Source organism: Pseudoalteromonas rhizosphaerae (assembly GCF_902498845.1).
Classification (GTDB): Bacteria; Pseudomonadota; Gammaproteobacteria; order Enterobacterales; family Alteromonadaceae; genus Pseudoalteromonas; species Pseudoalteromonas rhizosphaerae.
This window is the reverse complement of the sequence record NZ_CABVLM010000015.1, coordinates 55332-77366: the sequence shown is the minus strand read 5'-3', so window position 1 is coordinate 77366 and position 22035 is coordinate 55332. Positions and strand designations below refer to the sequence as shown.

Here is a 22035-nt window from a genome sequence, read left to right as displayed (position 1 = left end):
ACTTAGTTATATGATATAAGATTTGGATATATTAAATAATGGAGTTGTTAAATGGCAATCTCGATCGAGTCTTTTTTTCATCAGCAAAGTGCTACCTTTACTTATTTAGTGTCTTGCCAAACCACTAAATCTGCCATGTTGATCGATGTCCCTGCTGACTTTGATGCTGCTAGCGGTACGTTAAGTTTTCAAACCGCCGACGAGATCATTGCCCATATAAACGATAACCAACTTATTCTTGAGTGGGTTTTAGAAAGCCACGCCCATGCAGATCACATTACTGCCGCCAGTTATATAAAGCAGCAACTTGCGACATATCATCCTTGCAAGTTAGCAACCGGTAAAAAAATAATACAAGTGCAGGAGCATTTTAGCCGCCTGTATAATATTGATATGCCATGTGATGGCAGCCCATTTGAACAGCTATTTACTGATAACGAGCATTTTGCACTGGGCGCACACAAGGTTACTGTATTAGCGACACCAGGTCATACTCCAGACAGTGTGTGTTATTTAATTGAAGGCAACTTGTTTGTTGGTGACACATTTTTTATGCCCGATAGCGGTACTGCACGCTGTGATTTCCCAGGTGGCAGTGCCAAAACGCTTTATCAGTCACTGCAACGTATTTTAGCCCTGCCCGATGAAACTATTTTATGGATGTGCCACGACTATCAGCCGGGTGATCGCCCGCTTGCCAACAAAACATCGGTACTCGAGCAGCGCACCAGTAATATTCATCTACAAGCCTCTGAGCAAGATTACATAACAACCCGTAGCGCCCGTGATGCAACACTCAGTGCACCTAAATTATTGCACCCAGCAATACAAATGAATATTCGCGCAGGCCAATTACCAAAAGCACAGCAAAACAGTCAGCGTTATTTAACGCTTCCGCTCACAGTGTTGCTTTGAGGTTTGCCGTAAACCAGCTCCTTTTACTGGAGCAAACTGTGGACGAGCGTGCCATTTAGGCTTTATGGGTGTCAAAGGCGCAACTCGTTTACGAGCGACCAACATATACACACTTCCCATGGGTTTTAGATATTGCTTGGTAAAACGTCGCCATGGCGCAAACCGCGATAAACGGTTGCCTCGTGCTAATGACGAATAAATAAAACGTTCATCACTGACTATTTCAAAACCTAATAGGTTAAGCCAATCTTTTACTCGTGCGGGAGTGAAAAAGCGTCCCGTCCATGGCAACTTTTGACCGCTAAAGGGCAACAATTGCGCCAGTCCACATAAACTAAATGGGTTAAACCCGGTGATCACCATATAGCCACCTGGTATTAAGGTGCGGTGTGCTTCACGTAATATATGATGCGGATCGGTGTGATACTCTAAGCAATGGCTTAATATACAGGCATCAACACTGTGCTCGTAAAAAGGGAGTTCATCTATATCGGCAACAACACCTGTAAATGGTCCTGACTCTGCTACGCAGACTTGGTGTTTAATGGTACTTTTACTGGTATTAAGTTCGCCACTGAGATTACCGAGTTTTAACATGTGATAGCCAAACATTCGCGGTAACCACTTGGCCATTTTACGTTCTATATCACTACGTAAATAGTCACCATGAGGAAACTCTTGCCACGACAGTGGTTTGGGTCCTTCTTGAAAACTAAGGGCTGGTTTCATACGCTGAGCTCGTTATACTGTTTGATATCGTCACTTTATAGAGCAATGTCACATGGTGCAAGTCAAAGCAATTAAAGCCTTTTCTGATAATTACATTTGGTGCCTTAGCGACCCTACAAGTTCGCAAGCATGGGTAGTTGACCCAGGTCAAGCTGAACCAGTGTTAACTTATTTAAACCAAGCAGGTTTGACCTTAGCGGGTATTTTAGTTACCCATCATCATTATGATCATACTGATGGCGTAGCCGCTTTATGTGAAAAATTTGCGGGTATTGATGTATACGGCCCACACAATAGTCCATTTAAAGGGATCACAAAACCATTAATGGACGCGGATAAGATAACCGTACTTGGTACGGAATTTACCATCATAACAACACCTGGACATACCTTAGATCATATTTGTTACACTAATCCTGTGCTTGCTTTTACAGGTGATACTTTATTTAGCGGTGGCTGTGGGCGTTTATTTGAAGGAACCGCTGAGCAAATGCAGCACTCTTTTGATAAATTAAAAAAATTACCGCCTGAATGTGAAATTTATTGTACCCATGAATACACGCAGTCAAATTTAGCTTTTGCGTTGGCGGTGGAACCTAGCAACCGCGATTTAATTGAGTACGCACAGTGGGTAGATATTCAGCGTCAAAATAATCAAATTACCTTACCAAGTACACTCGCATTAGAGCTAAAAATAAACCCATTTATGCGAACTGATATTACTGGAATACTAAAGCGCTTACCTGAAACATATAATCCGAGTACAAAAAACACCTTACAAAATAATGAACCTTGGCAAAACTTTGCAGGTCTTAGAATCTGGAAAGACCATTTTTAAAAAAACAATCTTATAATAATCAAGCAATTAAATTTTTAGATAGTTGATTATTACGATTTTAGATAGTCAAAAAGTGGCAATGTTATCTCATTACAGGTAGTATTCGCCGAGTTTTTTACCTGATGCATTGGTATTTATGAATAAATCCCCCCTTGTTTTAGCCTTAGCACTAGTGCTAAGTGGATGTCAAACATTAACATCAACACAACCTGATGACCTAGTTGCTAATCACCCAGAACAATCGCAACTTGAAGGCGCAAGCCCAAATGATATTAGCGAAGCGTTGATGATCAATGCGCAATATCACCAAGTAAATGATGTAGATGAAGCACCTATTTTTGATGATGTATGGGAGCGTATTCGTTATCAACTATCGATTGAAGTCCCGCAAAATCGCCCTGTCGTCACTGAGCGTAATTACTACGCAAGACACCAAGCTTATTTAGACCGTATTTCAAAACGTGCTGAGCCTTATCTACATTTTATTGTAGAAGAAATTGAAAAACGCGATATGCCAATCGAAATTGCATTGCTGCCGATTGTTGAAAGTGCCTTTGATCCATTTGGCTACTCATACCGCAGTGCATCAGGTATTTGGCAATTTATGCCACAAACTGGTGAGCGTTTTGATTTAAAGCAAAACTGGTGGTACGACGGTCGTCGTGACATTGTACAATCAACCCGTGCGGCGCTTGATTATCTATCTTATTTACATAAAACCTTAGAGGGTGATTGGCTCAACGCCATCGCGGCCTATAACTCAGGTGAAGGGCGTTTATTACGCGCCATAAAAAAGAACCGTAAAAAGCACTTGCCTACTGATTTTTGGTCTCTTGATTTACCCAGTGAAACCACCACCTACGTACCAAAACTATTAGCATTATCAGACTTATTAAAACGCCAAGATGACTTTGGGATAAAGTGGAACCCGATTATCAATGCACAAGTTGTTGAAGCGGTTGATGTAGGTTCACAAATTGATTTAGCACTGGCCGCGGATATGGCTGATATTAGCCTGACTGAATTATATCGTTTAAATCCAGGTTTTAATCGCTGGGCAACGGATCCAAATGGTCCTCACTTTTTATTATTACCAACAGATAAAGTTGAGCAGTTTCAACAATTATTAGCTAAAACAGCGATGAAAGATCGTCTGCGTTGGCAACAATATATTGTCGCAAGCGGTGACAGTTTATCGGTGATTGCGAAAAAGTTTGCCACCAGCACCAGTGCTATCAAATCACTCAATAAACTAAAGTCAAATACCATTCGTATTGGTCAGCAATTATTAGTGCCGTTAAGCGATGGCGCAATCAATAGCAAACACTTACCAAAGCAAATGCGTATGGCGGTGAATAACAATAGTCAAAAGAAGCTCTCGCATACGGTTAAAAATGGCGATACTTTATGGGATATAAGCCGAGAGTACGATGTAACCATTAATGAACTCGCTAGCTGGAATAAACTTAAAAAGAATAGTGTGTTACGTTTAGGACAAAAGTTAACGGTTTATCAGAGCCCTAAGACCCCTCAGGCGGCGTTAGCCAGTACCAATCGAACAATCACCTATAAAGTTCGCCGTGGTGACTCTCTGGCTCGCATCGCAGCGAAGTTTAATTTAACAGTCAACGATATTATCAAATGGAATGACTTATCAGGACAAAAATACTTACAACCAGGACAAAAGTTAAAGCTTAAAGTGGATGTGAAAAGCACCTAAACGAAGTAATACAGATAATAAAAAAGAGCGTTTTCGCTCTTTTTTATTATCTACTGAGGTAACTTAGCTAACCACTCTTGGAGCCATGGCTGAGTTACTGGCCAAGGTTCAAAATCTTCACAGGCATCGATTTCTAAACGATGACCGATGGGTTGTGCTTGTAAGTCACGAAATAACTCATCAAAACTTCGCCCTGCGCCACAAAACGTATCACCATAACTTCGGTCGCCCATGGCGATAATACCGTATGGCTTAGCAGTTAACATAGGAAAAGTGCTATTCAACTCGTTAAAAAAACCAGCAAGGTTGTCAGGAATATCACCTTGTCCGGTGGTCGAGGTGATCACTAAAATATGTGTGGCTTGCTGAATATCTGCAATGGTTGGTTGATCAACTAAATTTACGCTGTGCCCTGCTTGTTCTATTGCGTCAATAACGTCGTCACTTAAACGCTCGGCACCACCATAAACACTGCCTACAAATATGCTAATAGTTGCCATTAATAATCCTTCTCTTGATGTGGCCAGCCAAGCTGTTGACAAATAGTGAGCATTGCTTCACCTAGCGGCGCTTTAATATTGATTTGTTGTTGAGTATAAGGGTGCACAAAATTAAGCTCAGTTGCAAATAACATTAATCGACGTAATGCAAAATGCTCTCTAAAAAATTGGTTATGCTGATTATCACCATGATTAACATCACCAATAATAGGCAGTGATAAATGTTTTAAGTGACGGCGGATTTGATGCTTACGACCAGTTTTAGGAAAGCACTCCACCAGCGAATAGCGCACTGTTGGGTATTTATCAATTGGTATCGGTAACGTTGCTTGCTGCAAGCAGTTAAACTGAGTTTGTGCCTCTTGTGGGGCTTTATTTTGATCAGCAAACTTATCCGCAATTTTATCCAGCTGTTCTTTCAGTGGTTTATCTAAAAACACCGACTCAGGCGCAAAACCACGCACTAACGCGAGATAACGTTTCGAGATTTGATTATCAATAAATAACTGATTAATGTCCCGTGCAGCTTCAGAGCTCAATGCAAACAGTAACACACCTGATGTTGGCCTATCTAAACGATGCACAGGGAACACATGCTGGCCAATTTGATCGCGCAACATCTGCATCGCAAATTGTGTTTCGTGTTTATCTAAAAATGATCGGTGTACTAATAAACCCGAAGGCTTATTAATTGCGATATAGTTTTCATCACGGTACAAAATTTCAAGCTCGCCAAACTCAACGGGGGCTGGACGTTCATTCACTATTACTTCTCTTCCTAATAACTTATCAAGCTGAGCTAATAATTGCATCACAGCTGCACCACCACTTTTTTGCGCTAACATGAGTTCAGCCATTGGCGCGATGGCAAAATTACTCGGTAACGGCTGCTGTTGAGCGACTAACATTTGCATTTTTTCAATAAATACAAATTGTAACCACTGCTCAAACGCCATAGTATCGTGACAAAATGGCACTGTTGAGTTTAACGCTTGCGGATCAATTGGAGTATTTTGCCAAAGTTGATGCTGTTTTAATAAGTCTTCGAGTTGCGTTAAGTAAGTTTGGGTCTGTTGGTACATAACCACCCTTGTTGATTATCATTGCTTGATTATACCCTGTTCCAACATGGCCTGCTATGGCGTATAATTTAACGAATTTTGCAGTAAAAAATCAGTGGATAATTATGACCGAGCAGATCGCAACCTTAGGGCAATTACTTGATGGCGCAGGCACAAATTGGCGCGTTTTTGATATTGGCAGACATATTACCAAGCTAGATAAAAAGCAATTTTTAGCCATTGAGCAAGCACAGATCCCCTATCCTTTTCCGCTCGCAGGCCATGCATGGTTAGCTATTCAGTTTTGGGATCGCAAAGCCAGTAGCGAGCCCTACGTGTGGTTTTTAAAGTTTCCAGTTGATGAGCAAAGCAAACTGGTATGCGCCAGTCGCGATCACTTTGCCAATATGGTGATAGAAGCACTTGGCAATGATTTGACCGGCGAGCAAGCTGACGGGAAACTTGATAATAACCCGTATGTGTTTACACCTAACGCAAATAAACTAGCTGCATTTAATGCACAGTTAAAAGTGTTATTAAAACAACCTGCCTCACAATATTATGAGTACACCCAACTGTATTTTAGTGGCAAACTAGGGTTTGATAATTGGCAAAGTGTTGCAGTACAGGGGATTGCTGATTTTGCATTACGCTTAGATAGCGATAAAAATCTAGCGTCATTACAACAAGCGTGGGAGCAAGTGCCAGCTGAAGTATTACAACCGCTCAGCGCAATGCTTGAACATGTTGAAATACCGCCGGTATTTAGTCAACAATTGTTAAGCTACGCCCAGCAAGCCATTGCGCAAAAAGATACCTTAGCACTGTGTTGTGCCCTACGTGCAATGTCAAAAGCACAAGCGCAAACACTTACGGCACAATTAGTGGATACTATTTTAGATTCAGAAATTGCCACAGAATCGGATGTTTTACTGACCATAGCTGGACGTTGTTTTAACTTGCTCACTGATCCTGAGCGGTTACATATTTTTATGGACAATTGCGCCCATCATCAGCAAATTGAAGAGCTTTTCCCAAGTATTTTTGCTGACTTAGTTGCAATACCGAGTATTCGACCACACTTATTAGGTTTACTTCGTAAAGAAAATCGCAGCGAAACTCTCGCGCGAGCAATTGGAAGGTTATTCTCGTAAATGGCAAGTTTATGGACATTCATTATCATTGGTGGTGTAATTTATCTTTTTTGGCTTAATCGTAAAGTTGCTGAAGCTGCCAACGCACACGCAAAACGTCAAAGCGACCAGCTACAAGTGCAATTAATGAGTGTCGCCTGCACTAAACGCCGCTTTGGCCTTTTAAAAAGCGGCAAACCTGGTATCAAAAGCGAGTTTATTTTTGAATTTTCCAGTGATGGTGAAAGCGTTTATCAAGGGGTGTTATTTATGGAAAATGAAATGCTGAAAAGCGTTTTAGTGCCGCCGCATAAGATTTAGTAGTGAGTTAGTGAGTTAGTGAGTTAGTGAGTTAGCAAGTTTGCGAGTTAGCGAGTTAGCGAGTTTGCAGCGCACACTGATATTTAATCATTTCACGTTAACTATAAAAAACTAAGGCGTAACATATAGTTACGCCCCAATCTGACTTCGTCCATAATAAGGCATCCATACCTACGCCGAAGCTACCATTTTTATCTATCCCCTGAACGGGTATATATCCAAATACACCCTCACATTGCATCTATGCAATATCCTACACATCCTAGTGTTATCCTCTTTGCCTACCTGGCCGTCCTGCGTTTCCAAACGCTCCTATTACTTCCTGTAATATAATCCTTTGGGCTATCCTTATCATTAGCTCCGCTAATGTACTGCATCCTCGCAGTGTCCTAACTCATCCTTGCATCCGTGTTAACTTGTCCATTTGCTTCCTGCTAAGCATCTTGCTTAATTGCCATAATCCGTTTCCTTGGCAGCAGCTCATTCATTGAGTCTGTGTCGTCTTGACAAAGTAAAGTTTAAAGCAAAGTGGACTCAGCGGTAGTTATAAATAATAATAATTTTCATGTAACAAATTTGCAAAAACAATTTTTTTACTATAAAACAGTTTGTTACGATGAAATCAATCATGATCACAGCGATATAAAAGGCTTAAGCGCACGATAATGTAAGATATCTCTCACAGTGACATTTCCATTATGGCGCTTTATCTTAAATCAATGCTATTGAGCTGATTTAAATAGCAGTTCACCTTGTACATTGTTAAAAGTCAGTTGTTGTAAGTGCACAAAACCTTCACTGGCAAAAAACGCGGTATGTTTCTCTTGGGTTACAAATACAGCCATACCCGATGCAGCTGGATTACCGCTAACTAAATCATTCAAGCCACGTAGTAGATGACGGCCGAGGCCTTCACCATGAAAATGAGGATCAACTGCAATAAAGGCTAAAAAATAGTAGTTTCCTTGTGCTGCGAGCGCATTACGGATCGTTTGCTCTTTTTCAATTAATTGATTTGTTTGTAAATAGCCAGCACTAAGCATTAACTTTAAACGCCAGTGCCAATAGCGCTGTGCTTGCAGCTGACTTGATGATTCGAATACACACGCAACCGCTTTTAAACGATCATTTTTATATAAACCAATCAGCGGCTGTTTTTCTTGCCAAAAAGTACTGAGCTCTTCACGGATCAGAGCACGTAATTTTTTTTCATAAGCGGCTTTATTCGCCTCACTATAATTGAGCATTGGTTGCAATAGCGGATCATCATGATAAGCTTGATAGATTAAGCTCGCAGCAATACTGATGTCTTCTGCAGCGATATATTGAACTCGAAATGTCTCATTTTCAGTCTCAACTGTCATAGCTAGTCCTTTTTATTATTTTGATTTTTTGTACATCAACAACTATAGGTATATTCCTATCTGCGTTAAAAGGCAAATTCAGCGGGTGTTAAACTCTAACAACCCATCATAAAGTCCTATAACTGTTACCATCAAGGAGCATGACATGGATACCACTAAACACGATATCAATACATTATTCAAACAACTCGGCTTACCAAGCTCAGAGACTGAAATTGACACTTTCATTGCTGCTCATTCATTACCTGCCACAACATTATTACAAGACGCCCCTTTTTGGGATCAAGCACAACAACATTTTATTGCTGAATCATTAGCAGAAGATGGTGATTGGAGTGAAGTGATTGACGAACTGGATGTACGTTTACGTCAGCAGTAAAAGTATTTGGCTACGGCCAACCACCTGTTATTATACCCGGCGCAGCACATGTTAGTGCTATGCCTTACTTTAAAGAGTTTAAAAATCGAATGAATGCTGTTGTTTTTGATGCAATTAAAGCCCTTCTTGATGAAGGCAAAATTCCTACTGTAGCTTTAACTAAAAGTAAACTGACACAACCTATTCCATTGCCTGTTATTATTGCTGCTGTTAGCCAATATAAAAATAACCCTGATTCTATCCATAATTTAGCAAAACAACCTCAGCAAAAAAGTGAGACTGTAGACAACTCTAGTCAACTTGATCGCATCGAAGCAAAACTAGACCGCTTACTGGCACTACTTGAAAAATAATAAATTAGAGATCCATCATGTTTGTTGTTGATTTAACGTTTGATTGTTACCAAGATACGACCCTTGAAAATGCCGAACAAGCGATAAACCGCTTAGTTAATGCACTGCGCTTTAATGGGCAAATAATGGGAGAAGAATTCCCAACAGTATTAAAAGATGGCTACTTTGTAACGCGTGTTATGTGTCCCACTGATGATGCAATGCACCCGCTCAACAACAGTCCATTTGTAAAACACAGCATTGATAAATTACATAGTGCTGGATTGCTGGCACCAAAAGTAAAAGTGATCGGGCAAGATATTCACTCTAATGGTGCAGATGAGTGTCATGAGCCGTCCAGCTATATTTTATATACAACCTATGTGCATACATGTAGTCCGCTGTATTGCGGTGATGATTTTTTACCCGTTCCGTTGTTTAAAATACCCGCGATTGCCAATGGTGATTATAAAACTTTAATAAAATGGCAAGAAGACTGGCAAGCTTGCGACCAAATTCAAATTAATGGTGCAACGCGTTGTGAATTTCCTGCATTAGATGAAATATCAAACATTGATAGCGATCTTTCTCGTCGCGGTAAAGATATTGCCAAACGTGTTAGCTTTTTAACTAAAAAGCCAGTTTATTATTATTTGTATCGGGTTGGTGGCAAAGACAAAGCATCTGAGCTTGAACGTAAATGCCCAGGCTGTAATAACGAGTGGAAGTTACCTGAATCATGGTTTGGCTTATTTGATTTTAGATGTGAACCATGTGGTTTAGTGTCTAATATATCGTGGGATTTTCAGTAATAAAACAAAAGGGAACTGCAGTTCCCTTTTTTAGCATTGTTATATTTCAAGTGCTGCAATAAACTCTCCAAGATTAGCCGCTAAGGTATGATGCGGTTTCTTTCCGACATACTCCAAACATACTTCACCTGAAGAAATTAATACTGATACTAATAAATCGTCTTGATCCGTTAAGCCTATAAATACCGTTGGCTCTTGCTTAAGCTTACGCTTCATCAATACATGCCCGGTTATATTTTGCTGCAGTAAATCAAAGTCATCTTCATTCCAAGCTTGCAGTAACTCCACGCTATGTTGGTTTATTTTGGCAGTAATTGCTCCTGCGAAAAACGCGCCATAATACTCATTCAGTGCTTCTGGAAATTCAACCTCAAGGGCTGCTGCTAAATCAGTTAAAGAGCCTGTAGGACTGCGACGCGTCGCCTGCCATTGGATCATACCATTTGCATCCGCACTGCCAACCTCACAAGGGCTTGACCAATCACTGTCGTGCTCAATACATGGTAATGAATCTGTCTGCTCTAACTGGCGCTGGGCAAATCGTTGATGAAGTTGTTCTAATTCTGTAGCAATACTCATACTGTGAAACTCATAAGCTTTAGGTATAATGGCGCTATTGTAACTATAAAAGACGTAACATGACAGATTACAGCAATTCACCTGAACTAAAAGGCAGCGTACTTGGCCAATCAACCGAGTATGTAGATACCTACACACCGAGCTTATTGTTTCCGATCGCACGTAAACTTAACCGCGATGATTTAAACATTGATGAAAGTGCCTTGCCCTTTAAGGGTCAAGATCTTTGGACTGGCTATGAGCTGTCGTGGTTAAACGCAAAAGGTAAACCTGTGGTTGCCGTGGCCACCTTTGAATTTCCTTGTCAAAGTAGCCATATCATTGAATCAAAGTCTTTTAAGTTATATTTAAATAGCTTTAATCAAAGCCGTTTTGATTCAATTGATGACGTACAGGCTATTCTAACTGCGGATCTATCGACAGCAATATCAAAGCCCGTCAATGTTACTTTGTACAGCCCGAGTGATTATAACTGTTTACCCTGTACGCCGTTGCCTGGTGAGTGCATTGACGACTTAGACATTGAAATTGATAACTACCATTTACATGCTAACTCTTTACAAGCGGTCGCGACAAATACAGTGACTGAAACACTGCACAGTCACTTATTAAAATCTAATTGCTTGATCACCTCACAACCTGACTGGGCGAGTATTATTATTCGCTATACCGGTGAGCAAGTATGTAAAGAGTCTTTATTGCGGTATTTGATTTCTTTTCGTACTCATAATGAGTTTCATGAGCAATGTGTTGAGCGTATTTATTGTGACTTAATCACGCAATTGAAGATTACCAAGCTTGAAGTTTATGCCCGTTACACCCGCCGTGGTGGCCTTGATATCAACCCATATAGATCCACAGATCACGATACAATACCATTTAACGTGAAAATAAACCGCCAATAATAACCATTTTATTGTATAGAACCCCGAGCCCGCTCGGGGTTAATTTTCAACTCGCTAACTTTCTAGCTCACTAACTCTTTTAGTTGGTATTGACATACCGCAGACATCAACATAATTAGGCGTTTCTACAAACCATGTTTCACTGCGATTTTGACGCGCTTTAATCAACATTTTAAAACTATTAGAATCTGTTTTTAGCACCTTAAATTGACTGCGGTCCTCTTTGCTTATATCAGCTAAAACTTGCAGATCCGTTATTGGATTAAATTTCTCTCCAGCTGTTTCTATGCGTGAGAGCAGATTAAAATGAGCCATGCCTTCTAGCACTCGGCCAAATACGGTAATATTTCTATCTAAGTAACGAGGTCCATGACCTAATGTGACATAAAACTCAGTGCCACCGCTGTTAATATCATTATCCCTTGCCATCGCAAATATACCGTTACAATGTACTTGCCAAGTTTGGGTTTGCGCTTCATTTTGTGCCACTGCAAAGCCATTTAAAAACCCCGTGATTGCAGCGTAACCATCTTCTCTATCCAGTTCGGTAATTTTAAGTGCCGTTTTAGTCGCTAAATAAAACTCAGCAGGTACTGCTTTACTTGCAGTGTTAATTACTTTTTTACCACTGGCATCACCGCCTTGGGCTACAAAACCTTCCACAAAACGGTAAACACTCAAACCTCTATAAAAGCCTTCACGAGCAAGTTTTTTTATATTCTGTGTGTGTTTTGGTGCAAGTAATGGATTAAGTTCAATATACGCCGCGCCCGAAGGTAGAGTAATTTTAATGATATTATCAGCATCTACCATTCGCCATTCTGATGCGCTTACATTACTCATTACATCACTGACTGTTAGTTGTTCAACCGTGTTTGCCACGCTTGTTTGACTCAAGATTAACGCAACCGCAGCTAAGCATGATTTTTTCAACATATCCCACAACTTTTTTTATTATTAGTGGTGCTACATTATTGGGTTAAGGCTTTTTTATCAAGCCAAAATTGTTGTTGCTGAATCGGAGCACTGCGCGGCAATAAGGGATTGCGAAGCTGAACAATTAGACGATTTTTTAAATTAGCTTGCGCAATAGTGATAGCAGACTTACTTAATACCAGTGCGAGTAACTCAGCAGGATAAGGATGACCTTCGGCTTAGCTAACACTTAATTGCGTGTTAGCTAAGCCACTAAAAAAACAAAATAAATAAGCTAAAATATAGGCTCTCAATGCATCATGACCATTAATCTAAATCGAATTTATAAAGAATATCAACATTTTGATATAGGCCACTGGTGATTTCAATGTATAACTGCGACAGTAACTGATAGCGTACAGCCACTTCACTAAGGGAGTCAAAAATCCCCACACTGTATTTCACTTGAATGCCTGGCGCAACGTAACCCGAAATTTCAACTTTGGTTTCCTCGCCGCTCCCCTTAGAGCTCAAACTCACATCAGATAAACCAAACGTTTCACCAACTTTAGAAACCATTCCTTCGCTGCGGCTCACCCCTTGCGATAGCAACAACTGAGTTAACATCGCATCGGTTGAGCTATCACCTTCACCTAATGGTTGACCATTTAACAAGTAAGCGAGTGATTGTGCTTGATCCATTGCTGGCTCTGAAAACACTTTGAATACAGGCTGGTCGATATTGCCTGTTAAAGTGATCCCGGCAATAACATCATTAGCTGTATTGGCTGGATTACGGATCGCTTTAATATTTAAGTACGGCTTATCAATTGGGCCACTAAAACCAATTTGCCCGGTGCGAATTATCAAATCTTGACCAAATGAACGATATGTCCCTTGTCGTAAATTCAATTCACCGGTGGTGATCATTGGCGTTTGTTGATCCATTTTAATCGCTAAATCACCTTCAATTTTTGACTCCAAACCAAAAGATTTTATACGCACATCGTTTTCAACAATTAGCTTTAAGTTTATATCGTAATCAAAAGGCACAGCTTGCGTTTGCTTAGTCTGCTTATCAATAATAATCTCATCATCACTGACTCGCACAGCGCCTTCTGGTAACTCTTCGATTTCTATTCGACCATACGGGACAACCACTTGCCCTGCTAGTTTAAAAGCATGATCAACTAAACTTATTTTTAAGTCTGGGGAGATCTTAAAAATCACTCCTTGCTGCGCACGCACATAAAACTGCTCACCAAGTACCGCTAAGTTAACTGCAGGCTGAGTCCCTTGCCAATCAATATCACCGGTCAGTGCTAAGTCACCGCCTTCAGCATCTTTTAACTGACCCTCTAAGGTCGCTTTGGTTTTATCAAATGCGATACTAATATTTGAATCCACAATCGCGACTGGAAGTTGCTCGCCTTGTAAATTCACGTCGGCAATCTCAAGTTCACCATTTAACAATGGCGCACTGAGCGTGCCAGCTAACGCAATTTGCCCGCTGATACTGCCTTTTAATTGCTCTAGAGTACCCATAAAAGGCTGTAAATCGGTTAATAAAATCTTATCAATCATAAGTTGACCACGAAGCAATTGCTGACCAGTTAAATCTTCAGCATTGAGGTCAGCACTGATATCACCAATCACACTAGAGCTTAGACGAGCCTGCAATTGTGCATTTTGTTGACCCGCGGTGGCGTTAAGCGAAAACGTTTCTATTGGTAAACGATAGCGTTTATCTTCATTTATAAGCGTAGCCGCCAAATCATGTGAGCTAATTGCTGCTGTTAAAGTTTGTAATTGAGCGTTTTGCCAATTCGCATTTAGTTGGCCGTTCAAGCCCCCTTCGGTAATAATATTCTCAGGTAATAAATGTTTTATTTCGGCTAGATCAAAATTATCCAGTTGCGCTTTAAACTGACCTTGTTGGTTAGTTTGGCTAAGCTGCTCAACGCAAAGTTTGCTATTGTCACTTTTCCAGCAATGTTGCTGCACCGAAAAATCGCCATTGTCGATATTAAATTCAATTGCAACCGCCGGTTGTGTGCTAACACGAATAACATTATCAGTAAGTAATACATCACTGACACGGCCTTGCCATACTTGATTAATAAATTTACCAGCAACTTCAAATTCAGCTTCTCCGTCAGCGGCATCTAAATTAAGTTGCAGTTGATGATCAGCTTTATCACCTGCAGCTGCTATAGTAAAACTGTTGATATGACGCCCAGATACGCTCGCATCGGTGAGTTTTAAACTCACATTGGTTTGCCAATCAGCGGCATAATTAAAGTCTGTTTTGAGCGCTAGATGTTCAATCGCAATATCAGCAAAGCTTAAATGACTGATGCCAACATCTAGATTGACTATCGGCTCCAACCGTTGCCCAGTTATAGCAAGCTTACCTTCACCAACACCGGTAAATTCGAGTTCATTTTGCTGCGCTTTATTTAAATGTAACAGCCCTTTAATATTCCACTGCTTAGTAATATCACCAGATAATGTGAGTTTATTCTCACCACTGGCAAGCTCAAACTTGTCAATGCTTGCATACAGTGAGTTATTTAAATCAAAGTCTGAGGCAAAGCTAAATGGTATATCGTTCAGCGTACCAGCTAGCTGAGTATTGGTCATTTTCAGCTGCCATTGCTGCTGCTTAGCACTGAAAACACCGTTAAATTGCCCTGAAAGATCACTTGTTAGCGCATCTGTTAGGTACTGGGCTTTCAAATGAGTTAATTGCCCTGAAAACTCACTATGAATACCTTTATCCCAACGCGCAGAAGCTGTAATAGTGGCTTTACTCTCGTTCGCTAACAATGACAAGTCATCGACGTGGATCTGGGTTAGGCCACCTTTAAGAGAGGATTTTAACTGTACCTTAGGGTATGCCGCCAACTGACTTTGTGCTATTAGCTGTAACTTATAATCATCAGCATTACCTTTGCCGGCTAACTGCACATCACTAATCTCTAAAGCGTTGTTATCTACTTCAAGCTGCCACTGAGTAATATTTGCATTGACTGAAAAAGGAAAGTTTATCGTTTTTAAATCTGCGTTTATTTTTGCACTTAGCGGATATTGCCCTTGGGTGACTACATCTAGTTGCAAATCGTGTAAATCACCATCCACAGCCAAACTGAGCTGATGCTCTGGATTGTTAATAGTTATTTTTGCCGTAACCGGCGTATCATCAACTAAGGAGGCTTTTAATTGGCTACTCAAATGCCATTGCAAATAGTCAGCACTGAATGAAGGTAATATCAGTTGGTTTTTTGCAATTGAGAAAGCACCTTTAATATCTGTAATTTCATGACTTTGCTCACCCTGTACAATCGTTACTTTCGATACCAATAATTGCTCAAGTGTTGCTGCAAGCGGCGAGCTAAAATGGATGTCAGGTAACGCCGCAAGTGCAGTTAGTGGTTCGCTAGGAGGTGATTGAGTCTCTTTGAGCAGCACATCAACTTGAGCAATTGAGAGTGATTTTAACGTCACCAGGGATTGCTCTGCCGAGGCTGACAGCGCAAATTTTGTCACTGTGACATCAGCGCTGGGATGAGCAAGCTTAAACGATGCAATTGCGATACGTTTAATCGAAATTGCTATCGGTAAACTGATTTCATCAGTACTACTGGCAACTGGCTGCTCTGGAACAGTCGCTTCATCATCAGCTAAATTTTGTGAAGTATCGGGCAATACCAGTGCCATGCTCTGCGCACTTATATTTTCGATGCAAATACCTTCACATCCCCACCAATATAGATCGAGTTTTAAGTTTTTAGCATTAAAATCTAAGCCACCTTGTTGAAACCGCACATCAAATGAATCGTTATATAAAAAACGGCCATTGTTAATATCTATGTGTAAGCCATCGACTAGTTTGTTTGCGGTATAGGCAATCAACTGATTACCCGGTGCTGTAAATAATAAACAAAATACCAGCACGAATACCGAGGCAAGAAACACTGTGAGTGCGGTGATGATTTTTTTCATTCTTGACATTAAATTTCAGGCCCTATGGTAATACTTAATCGTGTACTGTTACTTTCTTTAGTGAGTCCCCACGCGTGATCAATTCTCACAGGGCCTACTGGTGTTAAATAACGAATACCAAACCCAGCCCCCACTTCTACACGGTCAGTAAAGTCATTGGTCGCTGTACCGCTGTCTACAAATAAGGCTGCTCGCCAACTTTCTGCAAACTGGTAATTATATTCAACAGTACCTGTAATTAGATATTTACCACCAATCAAACGACCGGCTTCATCTTCAGGTGATATTGATTGATATGCAAAACCACGTACGCTTTGATCACCACCAGCATAAAAACGCAGTGAAAATGGTACGTTATCAATACCATCAACCAACATTGCACCAATATTTGCTTTTAAAAAAATCAGATGTCGGTCAAGGTATGTTTGCAACCAAGCATTTTGTATCTGCATTCTGACGATATTAGTGGTTGAAAACATGTCCTTTAAGCCAAACTCTGCCGACACCAGCCATTGATATCCTGATGATGGTGTTGTGCCTCCCTCGGTAACTTTTTTAGCGTAACTGAGCCCGGGCATTAACATTTTTGAGCTTTGCTCTGTATCGCCAATTCGGTATGTTTCACGATCGCGGCGTAAAAAAGCGGTACGAACCCAGTTATCATTGGTCAACCATTGCCGTTGTAGTTGCCCTGTGAGAATTTTACTGTATACGTCGTTAGTTAACTCATCTTCTAACTTGTAACCAACAGAAAAACGCCATAAGTCATCATTTGGATCATCAACAGGGACAGTGTAACCAAGTGAAATATCTTGCTGACGCTGTGACACATTTAAGTTACTTTCAAGGTAGTGGCCATTTTCAGTGATCCAAGGCTTAGACCATTTAAAACGCACTTTGGGCCCCAGATCTGTACTGTAGCCGCCGCCTATTTCATAACTATTGGCAGGTTTGTGTAGCACGTCAACCCTAATAGGCACTTGCTTATTTGCACGATTAGAAATATCAGCGTAAACACGTACGCTGGCAAAATAAGGAGTGGTTGAAAGCGCTAAGTTATACTCAGATACCAAGGTTGCTTTATAAGCTTCACCTTGCTGAAATTTTGCAATAGAACGGATGTATTTTTCAGCTCGAGTTTCTTCACCTAAAACTAACTCACCAAATTGATAACGAACACCGGTGTCGATCGTTAGGATCACTTCAGCACTGTTATTCTTTAATGAAATTGCGAGTTGGTGTGCTAGCCATTTAACATCAAAATATCCTAACTCAAGCAATTGCCCTTCAATTTTTTTACGCGCCGCATCATAGTTACTGTGATTTAAAATATCCCCTTGATTTAAATTAATAGTGCTGATGCTATGCTTGAGTAGAGGGTCATCTTTACCATCACCTTGGACAGTAATACGTACGTCTGCAATTCGTGTTACAGGTCCGCGCTCAATAGTGGCCACTAAGGTTTGTGTTTCATTATTATAATTTAACTTAATGGTCGGTTTATAATAACCAAGTGCTTTTAAACTACTCGCCACTTGTTTTTTTGCATGACTTAACAAAGTACTGGTTGCAATGTCACCTTCTAATTGTTTTAAGTACAGCGCAACGTTTTTTTCAAGATCGCCCTTAATACCATTAATTTCATAACTAGTTACCACTTGCGCAGCTGCAAATACATGAAACGAAAACAATAAAAATAAAACAACCGCAAAGCGAGTTAATATCCAACTAGGCAAGTAATTTCCTTACTTAAAAACAATTTACCGATAATTATTGAAATAGTACCATATTGAAGTCACTTCACGCAGTAACTCAAATGTGAAAATTAGTACGCTTATGTGCTTTATTTTGGTTACAATAGTCGATACTAATTTGAAATAATTTTATTGAGTTTTTAAATGCACTTTCCTGATGATGACAATGGCCAACTTTTAGCTGAAATCGCCGCTGCGGGTATAGATTTGACCCAGATGCACAAAATTGATTTCTATATTTTATTTGAGCAAAAAGTAGATGCCGAAAAGTTTGCCACCGCGATAGCCGAAGATGAACTCTCCCCTGCCACCGAATTAGTGCAATGCACAGACACGGGTATTTGGGAAGTGGTAACTCAGGTCGAGATGGTGCCAGATCACACTTTACTTGGCCAAACAGAGCAATATTTAGAAAGTATTGCAAATGGCTATAACGGTTATGGTGATGGCTGGGGATTAATGGATGGCGACGACGCCTAAATCTAAAATCAGTTAAGCTTATTAATAGCTTAGCTGATTTGCCTTTCTGAAGTTACCTTGATAATCAAATAGTTTATCGGCAACCTTCCAGCCATATTTTTTACTCTTTCTAGCAATAACAAAATCCGGTGCAACAAGCTGCATCTGTCCAGCAATAACTTGTCCAGCTGACTTATATTCTGTGGGTGTTTGACCATTAGCAGTACGCTGAGCAAATTGTTTATTAAACGCATAACGGGCGCCGGACTTTGAGAAATCATAAATTTCATCGCAACTAGCACCATCTTCATCATAATAAGTAACTTTAATAATATGTTCGTTATTTGCAAGGCTAACAACACTTAAACCACTGCAACGTAATACCAATGCATCTTTTAAATTTAATGCAGCACGTAGTTTATCATCAGGATCAGCCATTACCTCATGGCAAGATTGGCACTGACGTGCGGCAATATCATTTTGCGCACCACACGCTTCACATTCTTTAAAGCGAAAACGGTAATCACATTGCTCTTTTGAGCCATCATCATCTTCAAGTAAACCTTGGCAGCGACGGCCAAAATGCTCAATCACTTTACCTTGTGTATCGGTTTTTCCCCAAAATATATTGGCAAAACCACAACCCGGGCAAAGTACTTGTACAGGCTCGTTATCACTATCGCCTTTTTTACTTCCTACTTCGGGGTAAAATAAGTCAAAGCCATTACCTGCATAATCAATTACCAAACACTCGGTTTTCCCTTCGCTTAAACGCAGGCCTCGACCAACAATTTGTTGGTATAAACTAACCGACTCTGTCGGGCGTAAAATAGCAATAAAATCAACATGAGGCGCATCAAACCCGGTGGTGAGCACCGATACATTGACTAAATACTTTAGTCGGCGCTGCTTAAATTCCATAATAATACGGTCACGTTCAGCGTTAGGAGTATCCCCGGTGATCAAAGCCGTTTGTTGTTCAGGCAAATAACCATAGACTTCTTTTGCATGCAGTACGGTCGCAGCAAAAATCATGATCCCTTGGCGTTGCTCGCTGTACTGAATAACTTGCTGCATAATAGCTTTGGTTGCTCTGCTATGCTTTTCTAGCAACTGGTTCATATCATCGGCTGTATAGCGTCCGAAGGAATCACTTTGTAAAGAAGAAAAATCATAATGACTGATCGCCGCATCCACTTCCTTTGGCGCAGTCAAATAATGATGCTTGATCATATAACGCAGGGGTAGTTCAAAAATACATTCTCGAAATGGACTCGCTTTATCGCCTCGAACAAAACCATGATAATGACGATAATAAACCCAGCCCATTCCCATACGATAAGGCGTAGCGGTAAGTCCAAGTACTTTTAACTGCGGATTATATGCTTTTAGCGCAACGATCACTTTTTGGTACTGGCTATCTTGCTCACCACTGACACGGTGACATTCATCTATGATCACTAACGAATAATGTTCGTTAAGTTGCTCAAGATTGCGTGACAGCGATTGGATACTGGCAAACGTTACTTGGTGTAGCAATGACTTTTGTTTTAAACCCGCAGAAAAAATACTCGCCTGAAGGCCAAAGCTTTTATATTTTTCAGCATTTTGCTCAACAAGCTCTTTGACATGGGCAAGTACTAAAATTTTCTTTCTGGCAATTCGCGCTAACTCAGCGATCACCAAGCTTTTACCTGCACCCGTAGGTAATACAATTAAAGCAGGATCTGAGGTTTTACGAAAATGAGCGACAGTGCGATCAACCGCTTCTTGTTGATAGGGTCGTAGTACATACGTCATAGTGGCAACTTCGAAGGGGTCAACAAATAATGGGGTAATAACTATTTTATAAATAAAGAGGGGGTATACACCCCCTACAGTATTAAGCTAAGTGGTCGGTAAGTTCAACACCTTGGAATGCTTTAGGGCGTTTACCACGGCCAGTCCATTCAACAATTTCACCCTCAAACTCAATACGGTATTTAGGCATTACTTTTGTGCGTTTATCATTGGCACCGTCTTGAAGATCATCAAGAGTAAGACCTTTTGCTTTTAACAGATCAAGTACTTCTTGTTTCGCTTGCTGCTGCTGCGTATATTTTGCAATCGCATCGCCAAGTAATGCCTGTGCTTTTTCTAAGTCTGATAGACTCGCTGATTTAATAAAAGCTTTAACTTCTTTCATTTTTTACTCACTAAGTTGTAAAGTTATAAATTAGATATGATTCAACTAAATTATAAGCCTATTCTTTAAAATAGGCCAAGCTGATTAAGCAGTTTTTAAGGATTTTATTTAAACTAAGATTAATCAATAAGATTAGTATAGTCATTTATTAAAGTTAAGTGGTTTATTATTCACTTTATCAGCGCTGAAAAATATACTTAACATGCTTAATTAACATAAATAGTATGTAATCGCTTTATTTTAAAACGAACGTTCATCTCAATATTTTCGCAATTACATAAAATCATTTGATCACTTTATAATACAACTACATCGACGTTATTAGCGTTTTAAACCGCCCCGCTAAACCAATATCATTAATGTTTTTTTCAAGACCAATAAAATAGGATTGCTTTTCGTCAGCCCAAGATAAACTCGTGTACACATTATCGCTATTGTCTTTAAGTACATAAAGGACCCCAGGATTGCTATTTACATAATAATTCACCGCGTCCGCATCAATATATACGCCACTGCTTTGACTAAAACTAAACATTTTTATAATCACAGTACCAAACGTATCATTCTTGACAATCTGAGTTAACTGATCCCAACCGCTACCGGCAATAAAATTTCCGCCAACGGTTTTACTCATAACAGTAAATTCTTGTTGCAACAATATATTATCTAAAGCAACTGTGTCTCCTGCAAATTGCTGCGACAAATTAGTTTGGTCTGCGGTTGATTGCGCCGCCATGATTTCAGGTTTTAAGGTGCGCAGAAATAGTTCATGGCCATTTTTGTGCTCTGCAATCACTTTTTCAATATCTTTGATCTGAGATGTGTCCACTAACGCAAAACCATTGGTTTTAGTCTCTAAAGCAAGCCGTAAATAGCCTGTATCTTGGGCTGTATTAATTTTATCATGTTCGTGCAGTTCAATTGGCGTTTCTGTAAAAGAAAACACCTGAGCGCCCTGCGGTTGCGCTGAATGTTCTGCAAGAAAAGGATTAGAATTTAAATCGGGCTCATTAGCAAAAGCTACAACCGAGAATACAGCTATCATCGTTGCACTGAATATCACGTTACATTTTTTCATAATAGGCTCTTTATCCATAAAGAAGGCAATTAAGGGTGTTTAACTAACAAT

Annotated in this window: 21 protein-coding genes and 1 pseudogene; 10 read left to right on the top strand and 12 right to left on the bottom strand. The window is 40.1% G+C overall.

Features of this window, described 5'->3' with window-relative positions; translation table 11 throughout:
- Positions 1-51: 51 nt before the first annotated feature.
- The gene (locus PSR9079_RS19505; protein ID WP_149982933.1) at positions 52-915 is read left to right on the top strand and encodes an MBL fold metallo-hydrolase; all 864 of its coding nucleotides are present in this window, start codon (positions 52-54) and stop codon (positions 913-915) included.
- Here PSR9079_RS19505 and PSR9079_RS19500 read toward each other — a convergent pair.
- Positions 886-1644 (bottom strand): class I SAM-dependent methyltransferase, encoded by a 759-nt coding sequence (locus tag PSR9079_RS19500; RefSeq protein ID WP_145241649.1) that lies wholly within the window; start codon positions 1642-1644, stop codon positions 886-888. The genes PSR9079_RS19505 and PSR9079_RS19500 overlap by 30 nt on opposite strands.
- Positions 1645-1696: 52 nt before the next feature.
- Here PSR9079_RS19500 and gloB point away from each other — a divergent pair, with 52 nt between their 5' ends.
- Both gloB and PSR9079_RS19490 read left to right on the top strand, forming a co-directional pair.
- Positions 1697-2482, top strand: a complete 786-nt coding sequence (gloB, locus tag PSR9079_RS19495; protein WP_149982932.1) for a hydroxyacylglutathione hydrolase — start codon at positions 1697-1699, stop codon at positions 2480-2482.
- Positions 2483-2618: 136 nt separating this feature from the next.
- Complete coding sequence (locus tag PSR9079_RS19490) at positions 2619-4202, top strand: lytic transglycosylase (RefSeq protein ID WP_149982931.1); 1584 nt, start codon at positions 2619-2621, stop codon at positions 4200-4202.
- Between the two features lie 50 nt (positions 4203-4252).
- Here PSR9079_RS19490 and PSR9079_RS19485 read toward each other — a convergent pair whose 3' ends face one another.
- The 3 genes and pseudogenes from PSR9079_RS19485 to PSR9079_RS24075 form a co-directional block, all read right to left on the bottom strand.
- Positions 4253-4702 carry a flavodoxin gene (locus PSR9079_RS19485; protein WP_149982930.1) on the bottom strand — a complete coding sequence of 150 codons (450 nt, stop codon included), beginning with the start codon at positions 4700-4702 and terminating at the stop codon, positions 4253-4255.
- A complete protein-coding gene (gene truC, locus PSR9079_RS19480; protein WP_246175618.1) occupies positions 4702-5466 on the bottom strand; it encodes a tRNA pseudouridine(65) synthase TruC in 765 nt (254 codons plus the stop codon). The genes PSR9079_RS19485 and truC overlap by 1 nt, the downstream gene beginning before the upstream one ends.
- Positions 5467-5496: 30 nt before the next feature.
- A pseudogene (locus tag PSR9079_RS24075) lies at positions 5497-5784 on the bottom strand (YqcC family protein); the annotation flags it as partial.
- Between the two features lie 104 nt (positions 5785-5888).
- Between PSR9079_RS24075 and PSR9079_RS19475 the strand changes: the two are divergent.
- Positions 5889-6917 (top strand): DUF3549 family protein, encoded by a 1029-nt coding sequence (locus PSR9079_RS19475; RefSeq protein ID WP_149982928.1) that lies wholly within the window; start codon positions 5889-5891, stop codon positions 6915-6917.
- Complete coding sequence (locus PSR9079_RS19470) at positions 6918-7217, top strand: DUF3301 domain-containing protein (RefSeq protein WP_145241637.1); 300 nt, start codon at positions 6918-6920, stop codon at positions 7215-7217. It abuts the gene before it with no gap.
- Between the two features lie 722 nt (positions 7218-7939).
- Here the strand turns inward: PSR9079_RS19470 and PSR9079_RS19465 are convergent.
- The gene (locus PSR9079_RS19465; protein WP_149982927.1) at positions 7940-8581 is read right to left on the bottom strand and encodes a GNAT family protein; all 642 of its coding nucleotides are present in this window, start codon (positions 8579-8581) and stop codon (positions 7940-7942) included.
- Positions 8582-8726: 145 nt separating this feature from the next.
- Between PSR9079_RS19465 and PSR9079_RS19460 the strand changes: the two genes are divergently transcribed.
- From PSR9079_RS19460 to PSR9079_RS19450, 3 genes are all read left to right on the top strand, one after another.
- Positions 8727-8960, top strand: coding sequence for a DUF2789 domain-containing protein (locus PSR9079_RS19460; protein ID WP_149982926.1), 234 nt, complete (start codon positions 8727-8729; stop codon positions 8958-8960).
- Between the two features lie 89 nt (positions 8961-9049).
- A complete protein-coding gene (locus PSR9079_RS19455) occupies positions 9050-9313 on the top strand; it encodes a hypothetical protein (RefSeq protein WP_149982925.1) in 264 nt (87 codons plus the stop codon).
- Positions 9314-9330: 17 nt separating this feature from the next.
- A complete protein-coding gene (locus tag PSR9079_RS19450; RefSeq protein ID WP_149982924.1) occupies positions 9331-10104 on the top strand; it encodes a Zn-ribbon-containing protein in 774 nt (257 codons plus the stop codon).
- A gap of 39 nt (positions 10105-10143) precedes the next feature.
- Here PSR9079_RS19450 and syd read toward each other — a convergent pair whose 3' ends face one another.
- Positions 10144-10683: a SecY-interacting protein gene (gene syd / locus PSR9079_RS19445; protein ID WP_149982923.1), complete on the bottom strand. Its 540-nt coding sequence runs from the start codon at positions 10681-10683 to the stop codon at positions 10144-10146.
- 59 nt (positions 10684-10742) lie between these two features.
- Between syd and queF the strand changes: the two genes are divergently transcribed.
- Positions 10743-11588 (top strand): NADPH-dependent 7-cyano-7-deazaguanine reductase QueF, encoded by an 846-nt coding sequence (queF, locus tag PSR9079_RS19440; RefSeq protein WP_149982922.1) that lies wholly within the window; start codon positions 10743-10745, stop codon positions 11586-11588.
- Between the two features lie 54 nt (positions 11589-11642).
- Here the strand turns inward: queF and PSR9079_RS19435 are convergent, their stop codons facing one another.
- The 3 genes from PSR9079_RS19435 to PSR9079_RS19425 all read right to left on the bottom strand — a co-directional run bounded on the left by PSR9079_RS19435 (position 11643) and on the right by PSR9079_RS19425 (position 18199).
- The gene (locus PSR9079_RS19435; RefSeq protein WP_149982921.1) at positions 11643-12524 is read right to left on the bottom strand and encodes a peptidylprolyl isomerase; all 882 of its coding nucleotides are present in this window, start codon (positions 12522-12524) and stop codon (positions 11643-11645) included.
- Between the two features lie 306 nt (positions 12525-12830).
- Positions 12831-16517 carry an autotransporter assembly complex protein TamB gene (tamB, locus tag PSR9079_RS19430; RefSeq protein ID WP_149982920.1) on the bottom strand — a complete coding sequence of 1229 codons (3687 nt, stop codon included), beginning with the start codon at positions 16515-16517 and terminating at the stop codon, positions 12831-12833.
- The gene (locus PSR9079_RS19425; RefSeq protein WP_246175615.1) at positions 16517-18199 is read right to left on the bottom strand and encodes an autotransporter assembly complex protein TamA; all 1683 of its coding nucleotides are present in this window, start codon (positions 18197-18199) and stop codon (positions 16517-16519) included. Before PSR9079_RS19425 ends, tamB begins: the two co-directional genes overlap by 1 nt.
- Before the next feature lie 207 nt (positions 18200-18406).
- Between PSR9079_RS19425 and PSR9079_RS19420 the strand changes: the two genes are divergently transcribed.
- On the top strand, positions 18407-18742 hold the full coding sequence (locus tag PSR9079_RS19420; RefSeq protein WP_149982918.1) for a ribonuclease E inhibitor RraB: 336 nt from the start codon (positions 18407-18409) through the stop codon (positions 18740-18742).
- A gap of 21 nt (positions 18743-18763) precedes the next feature.
- Here PSR9079_RS19420 and radD read toward each other — a convergent pair whose 3' ends face one another.
- The 3 genes from radD to PSR9079_RS19405 form a co-directional block, all read right to left on the bottom strand.
- Complete coding sequence (gene radD / locus PSR9079_RS19415) at positions 18764-20521, bottom strand: DNA repair helicase RadD (RefSeq protein ID WP_149982917.1); 1758 nt, start codon at positions 20519-20521, stop codon at positions 18764-18766.
- 82 nt (positions 20522-20603) lie between these two features.
- Complete coding sequence (locus tag PSR9079_RS19410; protein WP_149982916.1) at positions 20604-20906, bottom strand: H-NS family nucleoid-associated regulatory protein; 303 nt, start codon at positions 20904-20906, stop codon at positions 20604-20606.
- 307 nt (positions 20907-21213) lie between these two features.
- The gene (locus PSR9079_RS19405) at positions 21214-21984 is read right to left on the bottom strand and encodes a hypothetical protein (RefSeq protein ID WP_149982915.1); all 771 of its coding nucleotides are present in this window, start codon (positions 21982-21984) and stop codon (positions 21214-21216) included.
- Positions 21985-22035 lie beyond the last annotated feature (51 nt).